The 16626-nt window shown below is 64.1% G+C and carries 14 protein-coding genes; 8 read left to right on the top strand and 6 right to left on the bottom strand.

What is annotated here, in order from left to right; genetic code table 11:
- Nucleotides 1-24: 24 nt before the first annotated feature.
- A complete protein-coding gene (locus FJV83_RS11295; protein ID WP_142885153.1) occupies nucleotides 25-912 on the top strand; it encodes an RNA polymerase sigma factor in 888 nt (295 codons plus the stop codon).
- Nucleotides 913-954: 42 nt separating this feature from the next.
- Here FJV83_RS11295 and FJV83_RS11290 read toward each other — a convergent pair whose 3' ends face one another.
- On the bottom strand, nucleotides 955-4911 hold the full coding sequence (locus tag FJV83_RS11290; RefSeq protein WP_142885151.1) for an AsmA-like C-terminal region-containing protein: 3957 nt from the start codon (nucleotides 4909-4911) through the stop codon (nucleotides 955-957).
- Between the two features lie 133 nt (nucleotides 4912-5044).
- Here FJV83_RS11290 and FJV83_RS11285 point away from each other — a divergent pair, with 133 nt between their 5' ends.
- Nucleotides 5045-6031, top strand: a complete 987-nt coding sequence (locus FJV83_RS11285) for a Dyp-type peroxidase (protein ID WP_142885149.1) — start codon at nucleotides 5045-5047, stop codon at nucleotides 6029-6031.
- A 30-nt stretch (nucleotides 6032-6061) separates the two neighbouring features.
- Here FJV83_RS11285 and FJV83_RS11280 read toward each other — a convergent pair whose 3' ends face one another.
- Nucleotides 6062-6583 (bottom strand): hypothetical protein, encoded by a 522-nt coding sequence (locus FJV83_RS11280; protein WP_095787779.1) that lies wholly within the window; start codon nucleotides 6581-6583, stop codon nucleotides 6062-6064.
- Nucleotides 6584-6747: 164 nt separating this feature from the next.
- On the opposite strand from FJV83_RS11280, the gene FJV83_RS11275 reads away from it, so the two are divergent.
- A complete protein-coding gene (locus FJV83_RS11275; protein WP_142885147.1) occupies nucleotides 6748-7233 on the top strand; it encodes an Imm26 family immunity protein in 486 nt (161 codons plus the stop codon).
- A gap of 49 nt (nucleotides 7234-7282) precedes the next feature.
- Here FJV83_RS11275 and FJV83_RS11270 read toward each other — a convergent pair whose 3' ends face one another.
- A complete protein-coding gene (locus FJV83_RS11270; protein ID WP_142885146.1) occupies nucleotides 7283-8698 on the bottom strand; it encodes an FAD-linked oxidase C-terminal domain-containing protein in 1416 nt (471 codons plus the stop codon).
- 161 nt (nucleotides 8699-8859) lie between these two features.
- Here FJV83_RS11270 and FJV83_RS11265 point away from each other — a divergent pair, with 161 nt between their 5' ends.
- Both FJV83_RS11265 and FJV83_RS11260 read left to right on the top strand, forming a co-directional pair.
- The gene (locus FJV83_RS11265) at nucleotides 8860-9339 is read left to right on the top strand and encodes a thioesterase family protein (protein ID WP_142885144.1); all 480 of its coding nucleotides are present in this window, start codon (nucleotides 8860-8862) and stop codon (nucleotides 9337-9339) included.
- Nucleotides 9340-9585: 246 nt separating this feature from the next.
- Nucleotides 9586-9783 carry a hypothetical protein gene (locus FJV83_RS11260; RefSeq protein WP_010910205.1) on the top strand — a complete coding sequence of 66 codons (198 nt, stop codon included), beginning with the start codon at nucleotides 9586-9588 and terminating at the stop codon, nucleotides 9781-9783.
- A gap of 49 nt (nucleotides 9784-9832) precedes the next feature.
- On the opposite strand, the gene FJV83_RS11255 is transcribed toward FJV83_RS11260, so the two are convergent.
- The gene (locus FJV83_RS11255; protein WP_142875843.1) at nucleotides 9833-10312 is read right to left on the bottom strand and encodes an Lrp/AsnC family transcriptional regulator; all 480 of its coding nucleotides are present in this window, start codon (nucleotides 10310-10312) and stop codon (nucleotides 9833-9835) included.
- 89 nt (nucleotides 10313-10401) lie between these two features.
- Between FJV83_RS11255 and FJV83_RS11250 the strand changes: the two genes are divergently transcribed.
- The gene (locus tag FJV83_RS11250; protein WP_142885142.1) at nucleotides 10402-11313 is read left to right on the top strand and encodes a DMT family transporter; all 912 of its coding nucleotides are present in this window, start codon (nucleotides 10402-10404) and stop codon (nucleotides 11311-11313) included.
- 10 nt (nucleotides 11314-11323) lie between these two features.
- On the opposite strand, the gene FJV83_RS11245 is transcribed toward FJV83_RS11250, so the two are convergent.
- Entirely contained in the window at nucleotides 11324-12172 is an 849-nt protein-coding gene (locus tag FJV83_RS11245) for a dienelactone hydrolase family protein (RefSeq protein ID WP_142885340.1), read from the bottom strand.
- 440 nt (nucleotides 12173-12612) lie between these two features.
- On the opposite strand from FJV83_RS11245, the gene FJV83_RS11240 reads away from it, so the two are divergent.
- Nucleotides 12613-13050 (top strand): hypothetical protein, encoded by a 438-nt coding sequence (locus tag FJV83_RS11240; protein ID WP_056573171.1) that lies wholly within the window; start codon nucleotides 12613-12615, stop codon nucleotides 13048-13050.
- A 157-nt stretch (nucleotides 13051-13207) separates the two neighbouring features.
- Here the strand turns inward: FJV83_RS11240 and FJV83_RS11235 are convergent, their stop codons facing one another.
- On the bottom strand, nucleotides 13208-15526 hold the full coding sequence (locus tag FJV83_RS11235) for a glucose/quinate/shikimate family membrane-bound PQQ-dependent dehydrogenase (protein ID WP_142885140.1): 2319 nt from the start codon (nucleotides 15524-15526) through the stop codon (nucleotides 13208-13210).
- Between the two features lie 223 nt (nucleotides 15527-15749).
- Between FJV83_RS11235 and FJV83_RS11230 the strand changes: the two genes are divergently transcribed.
- Nucleotides 15750-16556, top strand: a complete 807-nt coding sequence (locus FJV83_RS11230; protein ID WP_246691849.1) for a DUF2059 domain-containing protein — start codon at nucleotides 15750-15752, stop codon at nucleotides 16554-16556.
- The last annotated feature ends 70 nt before the right edge of the window (nucleotides 16557-16626 follow it).

The following is a 16626-nucleotide window of genomic DNA, read 5'->3' as shown; positions in this document are numbered from 1 at the left end:
AGACGAGGCGCAGAACGGAGGCTCATGAACATTCCCATTCCCGGCGGGCAGCGTGGGCTCTTCGAGCGCCTGTTTGGGGAATTGCGCCCCAAGCTGCACCGCTACTGTGCTCGCATGACGGGCTCGGTCTTCGATGGCGAGGATGTGTTGCAGGAGGCGCTGGCCAAGGCGATCGAGGCCTTGCCCGGTGCCGGCCCGATCGCCAATCCGGAAGGCTGGCTGTTTCGCATAGCCCACAATACGGCGCTCGATTTCCTGCGCCGCCGCACCCGCGAACAGGCCTATTCCGACGAGGATTTGGACATGATCGTCGACCCGGCGAATCCCACCATCGATCGCCAGGCCGCTTCTGCGGGGCTGCATACCTTCATGCGCCTTCCCGTCACGCAGCGAAGCAGCGTCATCATGATGGACGTTCTGGGCTACTCCCTGCAGGAGATCAGCGCCACGCTCGATACCAGCATCCCCGCGGTCAAGGCCGCGCTGCATCGCGGCCGCGACCGGCTGCGCCAGATTGCGCACGAGCCCGGCGACCGCCCTCTCCCGAGACTGAGCGCTGCCGAACGTCAGTTGCTCAACGCCTATATCGATCGCTTCAATGCCCGTGATTTCGACGCGGTGCGCGATATGCTGGCTGAAGAGGTGCGGCTGGAACTGGTGGCCAGGGCACGGCTCAACGGCAGCAAGGAAGTCGGCACCTATTTCGGCAACTACTCCAGGGTGCAGGATTGGCATCTCGTACCGGGCTTCGTTGAAGACAGGCCGGCAATCCTCATCCGCGATCCCAACGACCCGACGGCGCGACCCGCCTATTTCATCCTGCTGGCCTGGCAGGACGGCAGGCTTGCCGCCATCCGCGATTTCCGCCACGCCCGCTATGTCGCTGACAGTGCCGAGATGCTCGTTCTCTGACACGATTTCGGAACGGGAAGGCTTCGCGCAACCGCCCTACCGCTACTGCAACGACTTCAACAAATTATCGATCGTGAACGGATTGGACTTCGGCTTGGCTGGCGGCGGGTTGTCGTTGGCTTGCGGCAACGGCGCAGGCTCGACCTTGGGCGCCTGTTCGGCTGCCTTGCGTTCGGCTTCCAGCCTGGCCTTTTCCTGCGTGGCGATGCGCATCGCCTCTTCCGCCTTCTGGCGCTCCTGCTCGGCCTGCGCCTTGGCTGCTTCGTCGGCGGCTTGCCGCTCGGCCGCGGCCTTGGCGTCGGCATCGGCTTTGGCCTTCGCGTCGGCATCAGCCTTGGCTTTCGCTTCCGCGTCGGCCTTCGCCTTGGCATCCGCTTCAGCCTGCGCCTGGGCGTCAGCCTCCGCTTTCGCCTTGGCATCGGCCTCGGCTTTCAGCCGCGCCGCCTCTTCCTGCTGGCGCAGTTCCTCGGCGGCCTTGTCGCGCGCGTCCTGCAGTGCCGCATAGTAGCGCACTTCGCGCCGCAGGCGTTGCTTCTCCAGCAACGCCGCCTGCATCGCCTCGACGCGCTGCTGCTCCTTCTCCAGCGCGCGCTGGGTCAGGAACTGCGCCAAAGGCTCGCTGTCGAACTGCCGTTTGACGGCGCCGAACGGCCCCTCGGCGGTGAAATTGACGACCGGCTCGGAGCCGACCAGCGCCTCATCGCCGGGCCGATAGGTAATGGCGCCCTCGGCGGAAACCGTGCTGGTATTGAGATCGGCCGTGACATCGGCGGACAAGGTCGCCTCCGGGTTTTCGAGGCTGATCGGCGGTGCCCTCAGCGTGCCGCCGGCGATCGTGAAGGCGATGTCGGCATTCCCGGCGGGGAAATTGCCATCGGCGGCGATCCCGGGCGCGAAATCAGCGGTCTTGGCCGCATCGATGTCGCGCCCGATCGCGTCCGCCTTGGCCAGCAGAGCGTTGAACGCGTCGGGATTGACGCCCGCCACCTGCAAACCCCTGAGCGTCGCCGTGCCGGAACCCGAGAGGGCGGCGATCATCGCATCGACCGACTTGCCGCTGGTCGACAGCGTCGTCGAGAAATCGCCGACGCCGCCAATGCCGGTATCTGGCAATACGGTTGCCAGATCGGCGCCCGCCAGCTTCATCTGGCCGGTGAAAAGCCCGGTGCCCTCATTGTTCTTCAACTCGAACAGGCCAGTCAGCGCCCCACCAAGAAATTTTGCCTTCAGGTCCGAAACGCGGATGCCTTCCTGGTCGAGCTTCAGCGAAAAAGCGGCGTCATAGGCGGTGGCGAACGGTCCGGCGGCAAGCGCCGCCGTCGTCAGGTCGAGAGCGGCGGTAAACGGCAGGCTGGACTTCTGGCTGAAGGGTGCTGCCGGCCAGGAGCCGCCCTTCTCGCTCGCGCTTTTGTCGGCGCCATTCTTCTCGACAAGGAAAGCGGAATCGCCGAACAGCGCCACGGCCATCGGATCGAGATCGAGCTCGTCGAGTGCCAGCGCGCCCGCCAGATGTGGCACGCCGTCCTTGGCGTCGATGTTGACGTCGCCGGACACCGCCGCCTCGTTGATCGCGCCGCTGACATTGTCCAGCACGAGCAGCCCATTGCCATAGTCGCCCTGCGCCGAAAGCGATGTCGACATGCCTGCCCCCATGCCCGGCAGGCCGATGCCCGACGTCATCAGCCACGGTTCGATGTCGGCCGCATCCAGATTGATCTTGCCCTTGGCGGCAGGCCCTTGCGGCGTGTCGGCAACGGTTCCCTCGAAGCTGGCCTTGAAGTCATTGCCGGCAAGGCTGAAAGTCGTCGCCAGCCCGCCGCCCAATGTGCCTTTGGCCTGGATGTCGGTCGTTGCCTCGCCCAGCATGCCGAGCGGCAGCGCCGGCAGGCCGTAAAGCGCCAGCAGCGCCGTCGCATCCGGGTTTTTGGCGTTGAAGGTCAATGTCACCGGCGCCTCGAGAAGCTTGTCCGGCGCGCCCTTCCCCGACAGCGAAGCCGAAAAGGCCGAGCCGCCGGCGTTGCCCTGTCCGCTCACCGCCAGGCCCGTCGTGCCATCGCCATTGTCGGCGGCACTTGCCACGAGGTCGACGCGCGCATCCTGGAACAGGTCGGGATAGGCGGCAGCGCGGCTCGCCAGTCCCTTCAGCACCGCATTGTCGGGATAATGCTGCGCGGCGACGTCGATCAGCGGCTTGAGGTCCACAGCGACAACCGATGCGTCGAGCTTGCCGGTCGGGCTCGCCGGGAAATCCTTGATCCGGCCGGTGGCGCTTATCGAGGCGCCGGCCAATCCGCCGACCGACAGCCGGTCGACTTCGAGCAAGCCGTCACGCAGCCTGAGCGCGGTATCCACCGTATCGGCGGTCAGCCCGCCGGCGCTGACGGGCCCGGCCTTGATCTGGAAATCGAGATCGCGGTCGGCAAAGCGGTTGGCGCCCTTGTCGCTGACGAAGATCGAGGCGAAGGCCGCCAGCCCGTCGACGTCGAGCTCACCGCCTTCGAGCCGCATCAGAACCGATGGCCTGGCTTCGTCAGGCTGGCTGGAATCGATGCGGCCGGAGAATTTCGCCTTGCCCAGGATCAGCTCGAGATCGCTGAAGGCCTGGCGTTTTTCCGTCAGGTCGACCTTGGCCTTGAAGCCGGCCGCGGGCAGACGGCGGATCGCCTCGTCCACATCTTTCGACAGCCAGGCGGCAAAACCGGATGGCTGCGCCACGGCCAGCAGCAGCGAGCCGGTGAAGCCGAAATGGCCCTCGACGCTGAGCATGCCGTCGGCTTCCAGCGTGGTGCGTCCGGGCAAGGTCGCGGCCAGCGATTTGACCGACCAGCCGCCCTCGGCCGGCTCGGCGGACAGATGCACGTCACGCACGGTGGTGTCGCCGGCCACCACAGCCGGCAGCTTCACCTCGACGGTGCCGGGGATGGTCGGCTTCGGCAGGGCGATCAGCGCCTGTTCGAGCCCGGCGATGCGCTGGTCGAGCGTCAGGCCGGCGCCGGCTTCTGCGCCCACCGCCTCGTCGAACTGCACCTGCGCGCCATTGGCCTCGATGGCGAAATTAGGCTTCTGGCCGAGATCGACAGAAGCCTTGCCTTCGGCGGTGTAGGGATTGTCCAGTGGCCCGGTTTCGAAACGGAATTCATCGACGGCAAGCTTCTGGTGGTCGAGCGAGAACTTGCCGTTCAGGCGAAAGCCCGGATCGGGCTTGCCGGCGCTGACCTTCACCGTCTCGCCACCAGTGCCGCGCAATTGAGCTGAATTCTTATCGGCGCTGGAGATCTTGAACTGGCCGGAATAAACGGCGGCACCATTGGCGATGCCGGCATTGCCGTCGGTTTCGATGACCAGCGGATAGGCGTCGGGATCGGCCTTCAGCCGCAGCCGCATCTGGCCGTTGCCTTCGGCCTTGCCGGTCGATGCTGCGATCGTGGTGCGCAATCCGTCGAGCCGCAACGTGCCGTCCATGCGCCACGGGCCGGCCAGAGACTTGGCCGAAATGGTCGAATTGATCTCGGAAAAGATATGGCTGCGTCCACCGGCGGCATGGCGCAGTTCGATCTGCCCTTCCGTCACCGTCAGCTTCTCGATCGAGATCTGGTTGAGGTCGAAGGGCGAGGACGGCCGCATCGCCCAGTCGACGGTGCCGTCATTGGCAATATCGATGGTCGCCTTCGGGTGCACCAGCCGCATGTCGAAGATCAGCACCTCGCCGCGCAGGAATGGCGCCAGTTCGGCATCCATCGAAAACGTCTCGACGGTCATGGCCGGCTGGCCATTGGGGCCGCCGGCGACGGCAACGTTGGAGAAGGTCACCGACGGGAACGGCAACAGCCTGGCCGTGGCGTCGCCCTGCACGGTCACCTTGCGGCCGAGGATGGCGCTTGCCTCACGCTCGAACTGGGCGCGGTAGCCGGTCCAGTCGACAAAGTACGGGACCACCAGCGCCGCGCACAGCACCAGCACGAACAGGCCACCGAAGATCACGAACAGGCGTGCGAGCATCAGCTCCGAACAGGTTGATTGAAATTCTGCCGCACTCTACCCGCATCCGCGTGTCGATAAAGAGGCAATTCATCCAGTATTGCGTCATCCCAGGCGATCTGAAACAAATCCGGCAAAAGCGGAGACTTTTCAGATGTCAGGCAAGAACTGGGACCGCGTACCGATCGACGCGCAGAGCGTCGATGCGCCGCTTTCGCAATCGGCGATTTTTCTTGTCGTCACCGTCGCCGGCGAACAGCCCGCCCTGGCCAAGGTCTGTTCCGTGCTCGGCGAGCTTGACGATCTGGTCAAGACTGTCGGTTTCCGCGATCTTGGCGGCCGCCTGTCGTGCATTGCCGGCATCGGCCGCGATCTCTGGGATCGGCTCAGCCCCGGCCGGCGGCCACAGGAACTGAAACCGTTCGCGCCGATCAAGGGCGCGGTCCATTCGGCGCCATCCACACCGGGCGACCTTCTGTTCCATATCCGGGCCGAACGGCCCGACATGTGCTTCGAGTTCGAGCGTATCCTGCTCGACCGGCTTGGCCCTGATGTCACCGTCGTCGATGAAGTGACCGGCTTTCGCTATTTCGATGCCCGCGACCTGCTCGGTTTCATCGACGGCACTGCCAACCCGACCGGCCTCGACCTGCCGGCCTCGGCGCTGATCGGCGACGAGGATGGCGACTTTGCCGGCGGCTCCTATGTGGTCGTCCAGAAATACCTGCACGACATGCAGGCCTGGGCGCGCATTCCGACGCCTGAGCAGGAGGCGATCATCGGCCGCACCAAGATCGACAACATCGAGATCGACGATGACGAAGCCCCGCGCAAATCGCACAAATCGCTGGCCACGATCGAGGATGCCGAAGGCAACGAATACGACATATTGCGCGACAACATGCCGTTCGGCCGGCCCGGGCAGAATGAGTTCGGCACCTACTTCATCGGCTATTCCAGGTATCTCTGGGTCACCGAAAAGATGCTGCAGCGCATGTATGTCGGCGATCCGCCGGGCGCCTACGACCGCCTGCTCGATGTCTCGACACCGCAGACCGGCACGACATTCTTCGCGCCGACCCGCCCGATGCTGCAGGCCCTTGTCGAGGGCGTGCGGCAGCAGCTTCCCGCAGCACGGTAAAGCGGCTGTCGACAGCCCTTGTCGAAGGGATCAGCGTGCGTCGCGCTTGGCTTGCGCCACCTTGCCTGCCTTGCGCTGCCGGCCCAGTTCCGCCGGCCGGACCAGCTTCGGCGCCCGCTCGTTGGCGACGGCCCGCATGCCCTTGTGAGCCGTGCGTGAATTGTGCGCGGGACCGTCCGCCGGCGCACTTTGCTTCATCGCCAGCGCCTTGCGTGCGTTCCCGACCAGTGAAACGCGGGCCGCCAGTTGGCGCCGCCGTTCGGCCTCGCCATTGAGCCGCCGCATCGCCATCGCCAGCACCGCCAGCTTGACCTGCGAGCCGCCATCGGCCTTTGAAGCGGCAGCGCCCTTCGGCGCGCCCTTGCCGCGTATTTCACGGCGGCGGCGATGTGCTTCGGCCTGCGCCTTGTCGCGCCGCCCGCGAAGCAGCTTGACCAGTCCGGAAAGGTCGACGTCGGAAAGCTCCTGCACCACCGGATGATGCGACTTCTCCACCAGTTCCTTCTCATCGGCACTCAGTGCGCGCGCTTCTTCCTTGCGTGAAATGGCCATGACAGTTCTCCTCCGCTGGCAACGCCTGTCTTGTCAGACCTGCCGCGCAAGAAGCCTCGACCCGAATGACGGCGCGGTCAAGACGAGCTATTCGGTTGCGGTCTCAGTCAGAAAATTGTCTGCTGGCAATCCTAGACGACAGTGGACTAGCTTGGCAGCGATAAATGATCGGGGGATCGAAGTTGGCGAAACGGTTGCCATATCGCGAAGGCTCGGTCTTTCGTATTCCCCTGCCTGATGGAGGCTTTGCGAGGGGGCTGGTGGCGAGAATGGCTCCGCGAGGACGAATACTTCTGGGCTATTTTTTCGGACCAAGAATGTTTTCAGCGGATACCAATGTGAGCGATCTTCTGCCAACTGAAGCTATTGTCGCCGGGCGATTTGGCGATCTGCATCTCATGGACGGCAAGTGGGAGATCTTTGGAGAGATTGTAGGCTGGAACCGGACCGATTGGCCTATCCCAGAATTCATCCATCACGACGCGCTACGCATCTTGCCAGACATGATCGTCCGATATTCAGACGACGATATCGTCCTGGGGACCAGAGAACGGAGACCAGTGTTTCCAGCAGACCTTGCGGAAGATGGACTGATGGGTGCGGGGTTTGTCGAAATCAGATTGAGCAGGCTACTGGCCGAAAAAACGTAAATGCGGGTGGTTCGGTTGCGCACACACCAGCTTTCAAGCATCGACTAATCTACCCCACAGCCGGCAATATCTTGCCAGGATTCATGATGTTTTGCGGGTCCAGCGCCAGCTTGATGGTGCGCATGATGTCGACGCCGTGACCGAGCTCGCTGCGCATGAAACCGATCTTGCCCTGACCGATGCCGTGCTCGCCGGTGCAGGTGCCGTCCATGGCGATCGCCCGCATGTTGAGCCGCGCGACGAATTTTTCCGACAGCGCGATCTCCTTCGGATCGTCGACGTCCATCAGCACCAGCACGTGGAAATTGCCGTCGCCGGCATGGCCGACGATCGGCGCGATCAGGCCCATCTCGGCGATGTCGGCTTCGGTTTCGGTGACGCATTCGGCAAAGCGCGAGATCGGCACGCAGACGTCGGTCGACAGCCCCTTGGCGCCCGGCCGCAGCGTCAGCGAGGCCCAGTAGGCGTCGTGCCTGGCCTTCCACAGCTTCGTCCGTTCCTCGGCGACGCTGGTCCACAGGAACGGCCCGCCGCCATTTTCCTCGGCGATCATGCCGAAGGTCTCGGCCTGTTCGGCAACGCCGGCATCGCTGCCATGGAACTCGACGAACAGGCACGGGCTCTCGGGATAGTCGAGCTTCGAATAATTCTTCATCGCCCGCATCTGCAGCGCATTGACCAGTTCGATGCGCGCCACCGGAATGCCCATCTGGATCGTGGCGATGACGGCGTTGCAGGCCGCCTCGACGCTCGGGAACGGGCAGACGCCGCCGGAGATCGCCTGCGGAATGCCTTGCAGCTTCAGTGTCAGCGAGGTGATGATGCCGAGCGTGCCTTCCGAGCCGACAAGCAGCCGCGTCAGATCGTAGCCGGCCGAGCTCTTTTTCGCCCGCTTGCCGGTCGTCACCGTCTCGCCATCGGCCATGACGGCGGTCAGCGACAGCACGTTCTCGCGCATCGTGCCGTAGCGCACCGCATTGGTACCGGACGCCCGCGTCGCCGCCATGCCGCCGAGCGAGGCATTGGCGCCGGGATCGATCGGGAAGAACAGGCCGGTGTCGCGCAGATGCCGGTTGAGGTCCTCGCGCGTCACGCCGGGTTCGACCGTGCAGTCGAGATCCTGCGGATTGACCGCGAGGATGCGGTTCATCCGCGACGTGTCGATCGAAATGCCACCGCCCGGTGCGTTGGTGTGGCCTTCCAGCGAGGAGCCGACGCCAAAGGCGATGACCGGCACACGATGCGCGGCACAGGCGCGCACGATTTCCTGCACCTCGGCGGCCGTCTCCGGGAAAGCGACACCATCGGGCGCCTGCGTCGGAATATACGTAGTGGTGTGCGCGTGTTGCGAGCGGATGGCCTGGCCGGTCTGAAAACGCTCGCCGAACTGCTGCTTGAGGATGCCGAGCACCGCCGCGATGCCTTCCTCGTTGCGTTCGACCGGATTGAGGTCGCTCAGAGCCATGAATTCCTCCGCGAATGGACCAGCGCCCACGCTTGTTATGCAGCTATGGATGCCTAAAGCAATTCCAGGAAAAGTGTGAAGCGGTTTTCCGTCCGGAATTGCGTCAGAACAAAAAGTCTTCGCAGCCACAATTTGTCCAGCACCAGAACAAGGAAGTTTCGATGTCCATCCCTGCCCCCTTCGTCTCCAGGCCCATGGACATCGAGAAGGACTGGATCGACTACAACGGCCATCTCAACATGGCCTATTACAACGTGCTGTTCGACCGCTGCTCGGACGAGGCCTTCGAGGCGATGGGCATGGGGCTGGACTATGTGAAGGGGCGCCGTCTCACCATCTACACCGCCGAGGTCCATGTCTGCTACGTCCAGGAACTGCATCTCGACCACAAGGTCCAGGTGTCCTTCCAGCTCATCGACCATGACGAGAAACGGCTCCGGGCCTTCCAGGAAATCCGCCATGTCGACGGCTGGCTCGCCGCCACCTCCGAGACACTGTCGCTGCATGTCGACATGTCGGGGCCGAAGGTCGCGCCCTTCCCCGCCGATGTGATGGCCAAGGTCGAAGCCATGCGCGCCGCCCATTCCGTGCTGCCGATGCCGGAGCGTGCCGGCCGCTCGATCGGCATCAAACGCAAATAGGGCGAAGCCGACACCGCTCCGAACAGAGTGACGGGACCTCAAAGCCACACCGGCGATCCAAAATCGCCGCCCCCTCAAATCGGCCGGTCCCAGTGCTTGAAGCCGCCCGGCACCCGCATTAACCTTACCGAGGTTTTAACGGGAACAAGCCAATTGAGCCGTTGAACGACTCAGCGGAGCGGTCGAAAACGATCCGCATCGAGTTGCGATACGGACGGCGGGGCGAAGCCGGTTCGAGGGACGTGCATGAAAACCGACATCAAGATCGAGGTGGACAGGCTGGCCGCTGATCCGCGCATCACGGACTATGATTTCTGGCGTTCGCTCAAGAACGTCGACAACGAGATCTTCCACATCGCCAACAACAATGAGCCGATCCCGTTCGACATGATTCGCTGGCGCAGCATCCTGAAGCGCGCGCGCCTGAAGCGCGGCCACGCATAGGCCGGCGAGACGGCTCGCGAAAACACCGGGCAACCAATCAAACCGCCGTTTACGGCGACCGCTTCACCGCCGCCAGCGGCGAGCGCGCCACCACCGGTGACGACTGGATGATGGCCGTATTCGTCATTGCATAGGGAATGATACGGTCGATCACCCGTTCGAGTTCGGCCACCGAGCCGACATGCGCGAGCGCGATGAAGCAATCCTCGCCGGTCACGCGGTCGCATTGCGCGATCTCCGGCGTTTCACGGATGATCTCGGCCACGACGGACAATTGCCCCGGCACCGGCCGGATGCGCAGCCATGCCGACAGCTTCAGGCCCAGCGCGGCGGGATTGATCTTGACGCAATAGGCCTCGATCACGCCGTTTTCCTGCAGCCGCTTGATGCGCTCGGCGACACTCGGCGCCGACAGGCCGACCGAGCGCGCCAGCTCCGCCGTGCTGGCGCGCGCGTCCTTTTCCAGCAGCCGCAGGATCTTCATGTCGGCCGCGTCGAGATCGACATTTTCAGTTCGAAGGCGTTTCACGGATAAATCCTTGCTTTCGACAGAGATATGATCAGATAGGTCGATCGTCATCCATGTAGGTTGCGGAAAATGCCTGCGATACTGATCCGATGGACGATCAAGCGCAAGCTCCCACGGCAGGCCCTGTGCTTGCCCCCGCCTCCACCGGCTCTGGCCTTGGCCTGGCAACAAAATTGCCGCCGCATGTCTGGTTCGGCGTCAGCGCCGTCTTCCACTATCTCGGCCCGGCCTTCGCCGTGCTGCTCTTCCCCCATGTCGGCGTGCTCGGCATGGCGTGGCTGCGCATCGCCACCGCCGCACTGATCTTCGCGCCGCTGACGCGCCCCTGGCGAAGCTTTGCCCGCGCCGATCCCCGGACGCGGCAGCTGTTGCTGGCCTTCGGCGCTTGCCTCTCGGTGATGAACTGCTCCTTCTACCTGGCCCTCGACCGCTTGCCGATCTCGCTGGTTGCGGCAATCGAATTCGTCGGCACTATCGGCGTCGCGCTGGTCGGTCTCAGGAGCCTGCGCAATCTCGCCGCCCTTGCCGTGGCCGTCACCGGCACCTTGCTCCTGATCGACGTCAGATGGTCCATCGATCCCGTCGGCCTGTTCTGGGCCTTCCTCAACGGCGCGCTCTTCGTCGGCTACATCGTGCTCGGCCACCGCGTCGCCCGTTCCGGCGCCGGCGACGGCATTGCCGGCCTGGGTGCCGCCATGGCGGTCGCATTCGTCGTCGTGCTGCCGATCGGTTTCCGCGACGCGCTGCCAGCCTTTTTCTCGCCGCCGCTGCTCATCGCCGCCATCGGCGTCGGCATCTGCTCCTCGGTCATTCCCTACATCTGCGACCAGCTTGCCATGTCGCGATTGCCGCGCTTGAGTTTCGCGCTGATGCTGTCGCTGCTGCCGGTCACCGCGACGTTGATCGGCGTCATTGTGTTGCGCCAGATTCCAAGCCTTGGCGATTGCCTGGGGATCGCATTGGTCGTCGCCGGCGTTGCCTTCCACAAGCCGGCGCGCTGAAACAACGACTCTAGGCTAGCTTCTCCTTCAGGAAGGCGATCGTCCTGCCCCAGGCAAGATCGGCCGCTTTCTTGTCATAGCGCGCCGCCGACGTATCGTTGTTGAAGGCATGGTTGGCGCCTTCATAGACATAGACCGTGTATTCGACATGCGCGGCATCGAGCGCCTTCTTGAACGCATCGATGCCGGCATTGGTGCGATCGTCCAGCCCGGCATAGTGCAGCAGCAGTGCGGCCTTGATCTTCGAGGCATCGGCGGCATTCGGCTGCATGCCGTAATAGGCGACGCTGGCGGCGAGGTCAGGCGCGTTGACGGCCAGCATGTTGGCCGTGCCGCCACCCCAGCAGAAGCCGATGGCGCCGACCTTGCCGTTGCCGTCCTTGTCGGCCTTGAGGAAGGCGACGGTCGCCACGCCGTTGGCGACGGTCTGCGCCGGATCGAGTTTGGTGAACATGTCGCGCGCCTTGTCCTCGTCATCAGGCGTGCCGCCAAGCGGCGACAGGAAATCCGGCGCCAGCGCCACGAACCCCTCCAGCGCCACGCGCCGGGCGACGTCACGTATATGCGGGTTGAGCCCCCGGTTTTCGTGGATGACGATGACGGTGCCGAGCTTGCCGGCCTGGTTCGCCGGCTTGACCAGATAGCCCTTCATCTCGCCGACGCTGCCGGGATAGCTGATGTCCTCGCCTTTCACGCGGGCATCGTTTTCGGCAACGATCGCCGCCTGGGCGGAATTCGCCGCCAGCATCGGCGCGATCGCGGCCGCTGCCGCACCCGATCCGGCAAGCCTGGTCAGTTGTTCCATGAAGCGGCGGCGATCGAGCGTCAGATGCGTGTATTCGTCATAGGCATCGATCATCGCCTGGGTGATGACAGGTTTGTCGGCGATGGTGGATCTGGTCACGGGGGCGCTCCTCGACTTTGGTGTCCTTGCGTTCGCAAGATAGGGGCGAGGCCCGCGTCGTCCAGTCACGGCTCGGTGTCGCTTCCGTTCCCTGGCAAGCTGCGGCAACCATCATCACGATTTTGTCATCGGCGACAAATCTTGATGGCGCTGCCACAATAGTGGGGGAAACTGACTATCCGGCTGATCCATGACATGGCCGCGATCCTGAAGGGCCTGAAAGGAAAGCTGATGACCATGACCCGCCGATCTTGGCAACCGCCTTCATGCTTGCCGCAGCCGCCATTCCAGCGATGCCCGCAACCATTGCGGCGGCGAACCGGAAGTCCATGGTCAAGGTCCCCAGCCGCCAGCGCCATCCGGCAAACACGAAAACCCAGGGTTGAGGTGAAGTCATGGACGTACAGGATATCGTGAACACCGTCTCGCAGAAGGCCGGTCTTGACCAGGCAACGACCGAAAAAGTCGTCGGTACCATTTTCTCGGTGCTCGAGCACGAGGCGGAAGGCACCAGCGCCTCATCCTTCTTCGCCAAGATTCCCGGCGCCGATGCGCTGGCGCAGAAATATGACGTCATGGCCGCGGCTCCTGCCGGTGGCGGTGGCGGCTTCCTGTCCTCGCTGCAAGGCGCGCTTGGCGGGGTTCTCGGCGAAAAGGCGGGCGCGCTGGTCAACGGCCTCGCCGCGCTGAAGGCATCCGGCCTCGATCTGGCGCAGATCCAGAAGGCCGGCGAGACGTTGGTCCAGCAGGCCGAAGCCGCCGCCGGCCCCGATTTGACCAACCAGGTGCTGGGCTCGGTGCCCAGCCTCAAGAGCCATCTCGGGCTCGGCTAGAGCATTCCAGGAAAAGTGTGAAGCGGTTTTCCCGGGAAAAGCGCGTAGCGCTTTGCCTTGGGAATTGCGTCAAGACAAAGGGTTAGAGCAGTTCGCCGTTTCCATGAAACGGTGAACTGATCTAGCGCCGAGAACGCTTTCGGCTGGCGCGGCCCAGCTACTTCGGCAGCGCGTACGCCATCACATAATCCCCGGGCTTGGTGCCGACCGAGCCGTGGCCGCCGGCGACGATGACCACGAACTGGCGCCCGTCGGCGACCGTGTAGGTCATCGGCGTCGACTGGCCGCCTGCCGGCAATCGGGTCCGCCAGAGCTGCTTGCCTGAGGTCAGGTCATAGGCACGCAGATAATCATCGACCGCCGCGCCCAGGAAGGCGACGCCGCCGGCGGTGATCATCGGCCCGCCAATGCCGGGCACGCCGACCTTCAGCGGCAGCGGCAATGGCGTCATGTCGTAGACGGTGCCGTTGCGGTGCTTGTAGTTGATCGTGCCGGTCCTGAGGTCGACGCCGGCGACGTAACCCCAGGGCGGCGCCTGGCAAGGGATGCCGAGCGGCGACAGGAACGGTCCCATCACCACCGCATAGGGCGCGCCCTCATTGCGGTTCAGCCCCTGTTCGCTGCCCTTGGTGTTGTCACCCGGCGGCGACACGTCCGCGCGGGGAATGAGTCTGGACGTAAACGCCAAGTAGGTCGGCATGCCGAACATCACCTGCCGCACCGGATCGACCGCCACCCCGCCCCAGTTGAAGGTGCCGAAATTGCCGGGATAGACCAGCGATCCCTGCAGCGAGGGCGGCGTATAGCGGCCTTCATAGCGCAATTTGTGGAATTCGATGCGGCAGGCCAGTTGGTCGAACATGGTGATGCCCCACATATCGGCATCGGTCAGCGGCTTCGGGTTGAAGGAGAGATCGGAGACCGGCTGCGTCGGCGACGTGTGGTCGCCCTCGATGGCACCGCCGGGCGCCGGCACTTCCTTGACCGCGATCACCGGTTCGCCGGTGCGCCGGTCAAGCACATAGAGGTCGCCCTGCTTGGTCGGCCCGACCAGCGCCGGCACGACCGAGCCGTCGGCCTTGGTGATGTCGATAAGGCTTGGTTGCGCCGGCACGTCCATGTCCCAGAGATCGTGGTGCACGGTCTGCCGCACCCATTTCAACTGCCCGGTGTTGAGGTCGAGCGCGGTGATCGAGGAGGAGAATTTCTCGACATTGGCGCTGCGTCCGGCGCCGAGCTGGTCCGGCGTCTGGTTGCCGAGCGGCACGTAGAGCAGGCCGAACTTCTCGTCGGCGCTCGGCGTCGACCACATGTTGGGCGAGTTGGCGGTATAGGTCTGGCCGGCCGGCAGCGGCGTCGTCTGGTCCGGATTGCCGGAATCCCAGTTCCAGATCAGTTTGCCGGTGCTCGCATCATAGGCGCGGATGACGCCGGACGGTTCCTGCGTCGAATAATTGTCGTTGACCGCGCCGCCGACGATGATCTTGCCGCCTGAAATCAGCGGCGCCGAGGTCGAGTAGTAATAGCCCGACTTCGGGTATGGCATTCCGGTCAACAGGTTGAGCGTGCCGCCCTCGGCGAAGGCGGGACAGACCTGCCCGCTGGCGGCATCGAGCGCGATCAGCCGCGCATCCGAAGTCGGCAGGTAGACGCGGGCAGCACAAGGCTGGCCGGCGGCGCCGGTGGCATCGGCATAGTAGGATACGCCGCGGCAGGTCTGGTGCTGGCGGTCCTTGTCGAGCTTGACCTTGGGATCGTAGCGCCATTTTTCCTTGCCGGTCGCGGCGTCCACCGCGATGGCGAAATTGTGCGGCGTGCAGATGTAGAGCGTGTCGCCGATCTTGAGTGGCGTCACCTGATAGGTGGTCTCGCCGATGTCGTCAGGCCCCTTCACGTCGCCGGTGCGGTAGGTCCAGGCCGGCTGCAGATTGGCGACATTGTCCGGCGTGATCTGGTCGAGCGGCGAATAGCGCTGGCCGAACTGCGTGCGCCCATAGAAGTGCCATTCGCCCGCCGGCACGTCATTGCCCAGATTGGCGTTGGGAATCACCTTGTCGGTATCGAGCGCACCGGCAATGTCCTTCGGGTCCGTCGTCATCGAATAGCCGGCCACCGCCAGCGATGCCAGCACGGCAAGGATCAGCGGCGCGCGCCCGTCGGGCCCGGCAAGGCCCCGCCTTGCCCAAGGCGTCAGCAGCCACAGCGCCACCAGCACGATGATGCCGCCGCGCGGGCCGAGTTCCCACCAGTCGAAACCGATTTCCCAGACCGCCCAGGCCAGCGTGCCAATCACGATCGCCGCATAGAGCCAGAGCGCCGTGGATCGGCGTCGGTAAAGCAGCCAGGCGGCGATCAGGAAGGCGAGGCCGACGACGATGTAGTACCAACTGCCCCCCAGCGACGCCAGCCAGATGCCACCGCCACCAAGCGCCAGACCGAGGAGAAAGAGAACGAGAGAGGTGATGGTGACAGCCAAGATGATACTCCTTCGACTGTTGCGCGCTCACGCGGCCATGGGCAACCCGGTGCACCGCTCCTGCCCTGCGCACAGCTTTCTCCCGCCTGCCCCGCCTGTCAAGCTGCCCACACGCCAAGGTGGCAATCCATCTTGCCTGCGTCAGGGTTTTCCCGCAGTCTCCATGGATCGTCTTTCCCGTGGAGCAAGCAAAATGCCGTCACTCGTTCCGCCGCTGACGCGCATGGCGCTGATGCTCTACTGCCTCGTCCCGCTCTTTGCCGGCACTGTGGCCGCGCCGGCGCAGACAATCAGCGAGATCAACAAGGCGAACGGCTTTCACGAGATGCTGATGGGCATTGGCCCGGGTTTCACCGCGGCCGTGAAATCGGCGCCGGGAACGCCGCCGCAAAAGGTCCTGGACGCCCTTGCCGCCGCCATGGAAGGTGCCTTTGACCCGGAGAAGATGGAAGCGGCGATCGAAGCCCGGATGGCGGACAGGCTCAGTGCCAAGGACCTGTCCGAACTGGCCTCGTTTTATGCTTCACCCCTGGGCAAACAGGTCACCGCGCTCGAGATCCAGGCTTCGTCGCCGCAAGCAAGGGAGGCCAAGAAGATCGAGGGCGCCAAAATCCTCGGCGAGCTTCCATCCAGGGATCCGGCCAGGTTCGCATTGTACAGGAAGATGATGGACGATATCAGCGCCGTCGACACCGGAGAAGCCGTCGCCTTGAACATGGGCTACGCCATGCTTTCCGAAATGCTGGGCGCGGCCGGAAAGCCCCTGCCCGACGACCAGGTAATGGCCCTGCTGCGCAAGCAAACCGAAGGGCTTCGCCGTGACATCGACAGCGAGGCCATGGAATCTGCAGCCTATGTCTACCGGGATATGTCCATGGCCGACCTGAAGCTCTATGATGCCTTCCTGGCCTCGCCCGCCGGCAGCCGCTACTACGACCGGATGCAGGTCGCTTTGGGCGCGGTGATGACGGACGAGGCGCGCTCCTTCGGCCATCGATTCTTCGTCGCCCTCGGCTACCGCAAGGCTTGAGCCGCCGGATAAGCCACTTTTACCCGGAACAAAACGTAGACAGTTCTGGTCTTTCCCTGCCGAATCACTA

The sequence above is a fragment of the Mesorhizobium sp. WSM4307 genome (genome assembly GCF_007003945.1).
Lineage (GTDB): Bacteria > Pseudomonadota > Alphaproteobacteria > Rhizobiales > Rhizobiaceae > Mesorhizobium.
Note: the sequence above shows the minus strand (reverse complement) of the source record. Positions and strands in the feature narration are given on the sequence as shown.

Excerpts from the sequence above, each read along its gene's own strand:
- FJV83_RS11230 (WP_246691849.1), top strand. The coding sequence starts at position 15,750 with ATGGCGCTGATGCTCTACTGCCTCGTCCCGCTCTTTGCCGGCACTGTG.
- FJV83_RS11240 (WP_056573171.1), top strand. The coding sequence starts at position 12,613 with ATGGACGTACAGGATATCGTGAACACCGTCTCGCAGAAGGCCGGTCTT.
- FJV83_RS11290 (WP_142885151.1), bottom strand. The coding sequence starts at position 4,911 with ATGCTCGCACGCCTGTTCGTGATCTTCGGTGGCCTGTTCGTGCTGGTG.
- FJV83_RS11270 (WP_142885146.1), bottom strand. The coding sequence starts at position 8,698 with ATGGCTCTGAGCGACCTCAATCCGGTCGAACGCAACGAGGAAGGCATC.
- FJV83_RS11265 (WP_142885144.1), top strand. The coding sequence starts at position 8,860 with ATGTCCATCCCTGCCCCCTTCGTCTCCAGGCCCATGGACATCGAGAAG.
- FJV83_RS11260 (WP_010910205.1), top strand. The coding sequence starts at position 9,586 with ATGAAAACCGACATCAAGATCGAGGTGGACAGGCTGGCCGCTGATCCG.
- FJV83_RS11285 (WP_142885149.1), top strand. The coding sequence starts at position 5,045 with ATGTCAGGCAAGAACTGGGACCGCGTACCGATCGACGCGCAGAGCGTC.
- FJV83_RS11295 (WP_142885153.1), top strand. The coding sequence starts at position 25 with ATGAACATTCCCATTCCCGGCGGGCAGCGTGGGCTCTTCGAGCGCCTG.
- FJV83_RS11245 (WP_142885340.1), bottom strand. The coding sequence starts at position 12,172 with ATGATCGATGCCTATGACGAATACACGCATCTGACGCTCGATCGCCGC.
- FJV83_RS11280 (WP_095787779.1), bottom strand. The coding sequence starts at position 6,583 with ATGGCCATTTCACGCAAGGAAGAAGCGCGCGCACTGAGTGCCGATGAG.
- FJV83_RS11250 (WP_142885142.1), top strand. The coding sequence starts at position 10,402 with ATGGACGATCAAGCGCAAGCTCCCACGGCAGGCCCTGTGCTTGCCCCC.
- FJV83_RS11275 (WP_142885147.1), top strand. The coding sequence starts at position 6,748 with ATGATCGGGGGATCGAAGTTGGCGAAACGGTTGCCATATCGCGAAGGC.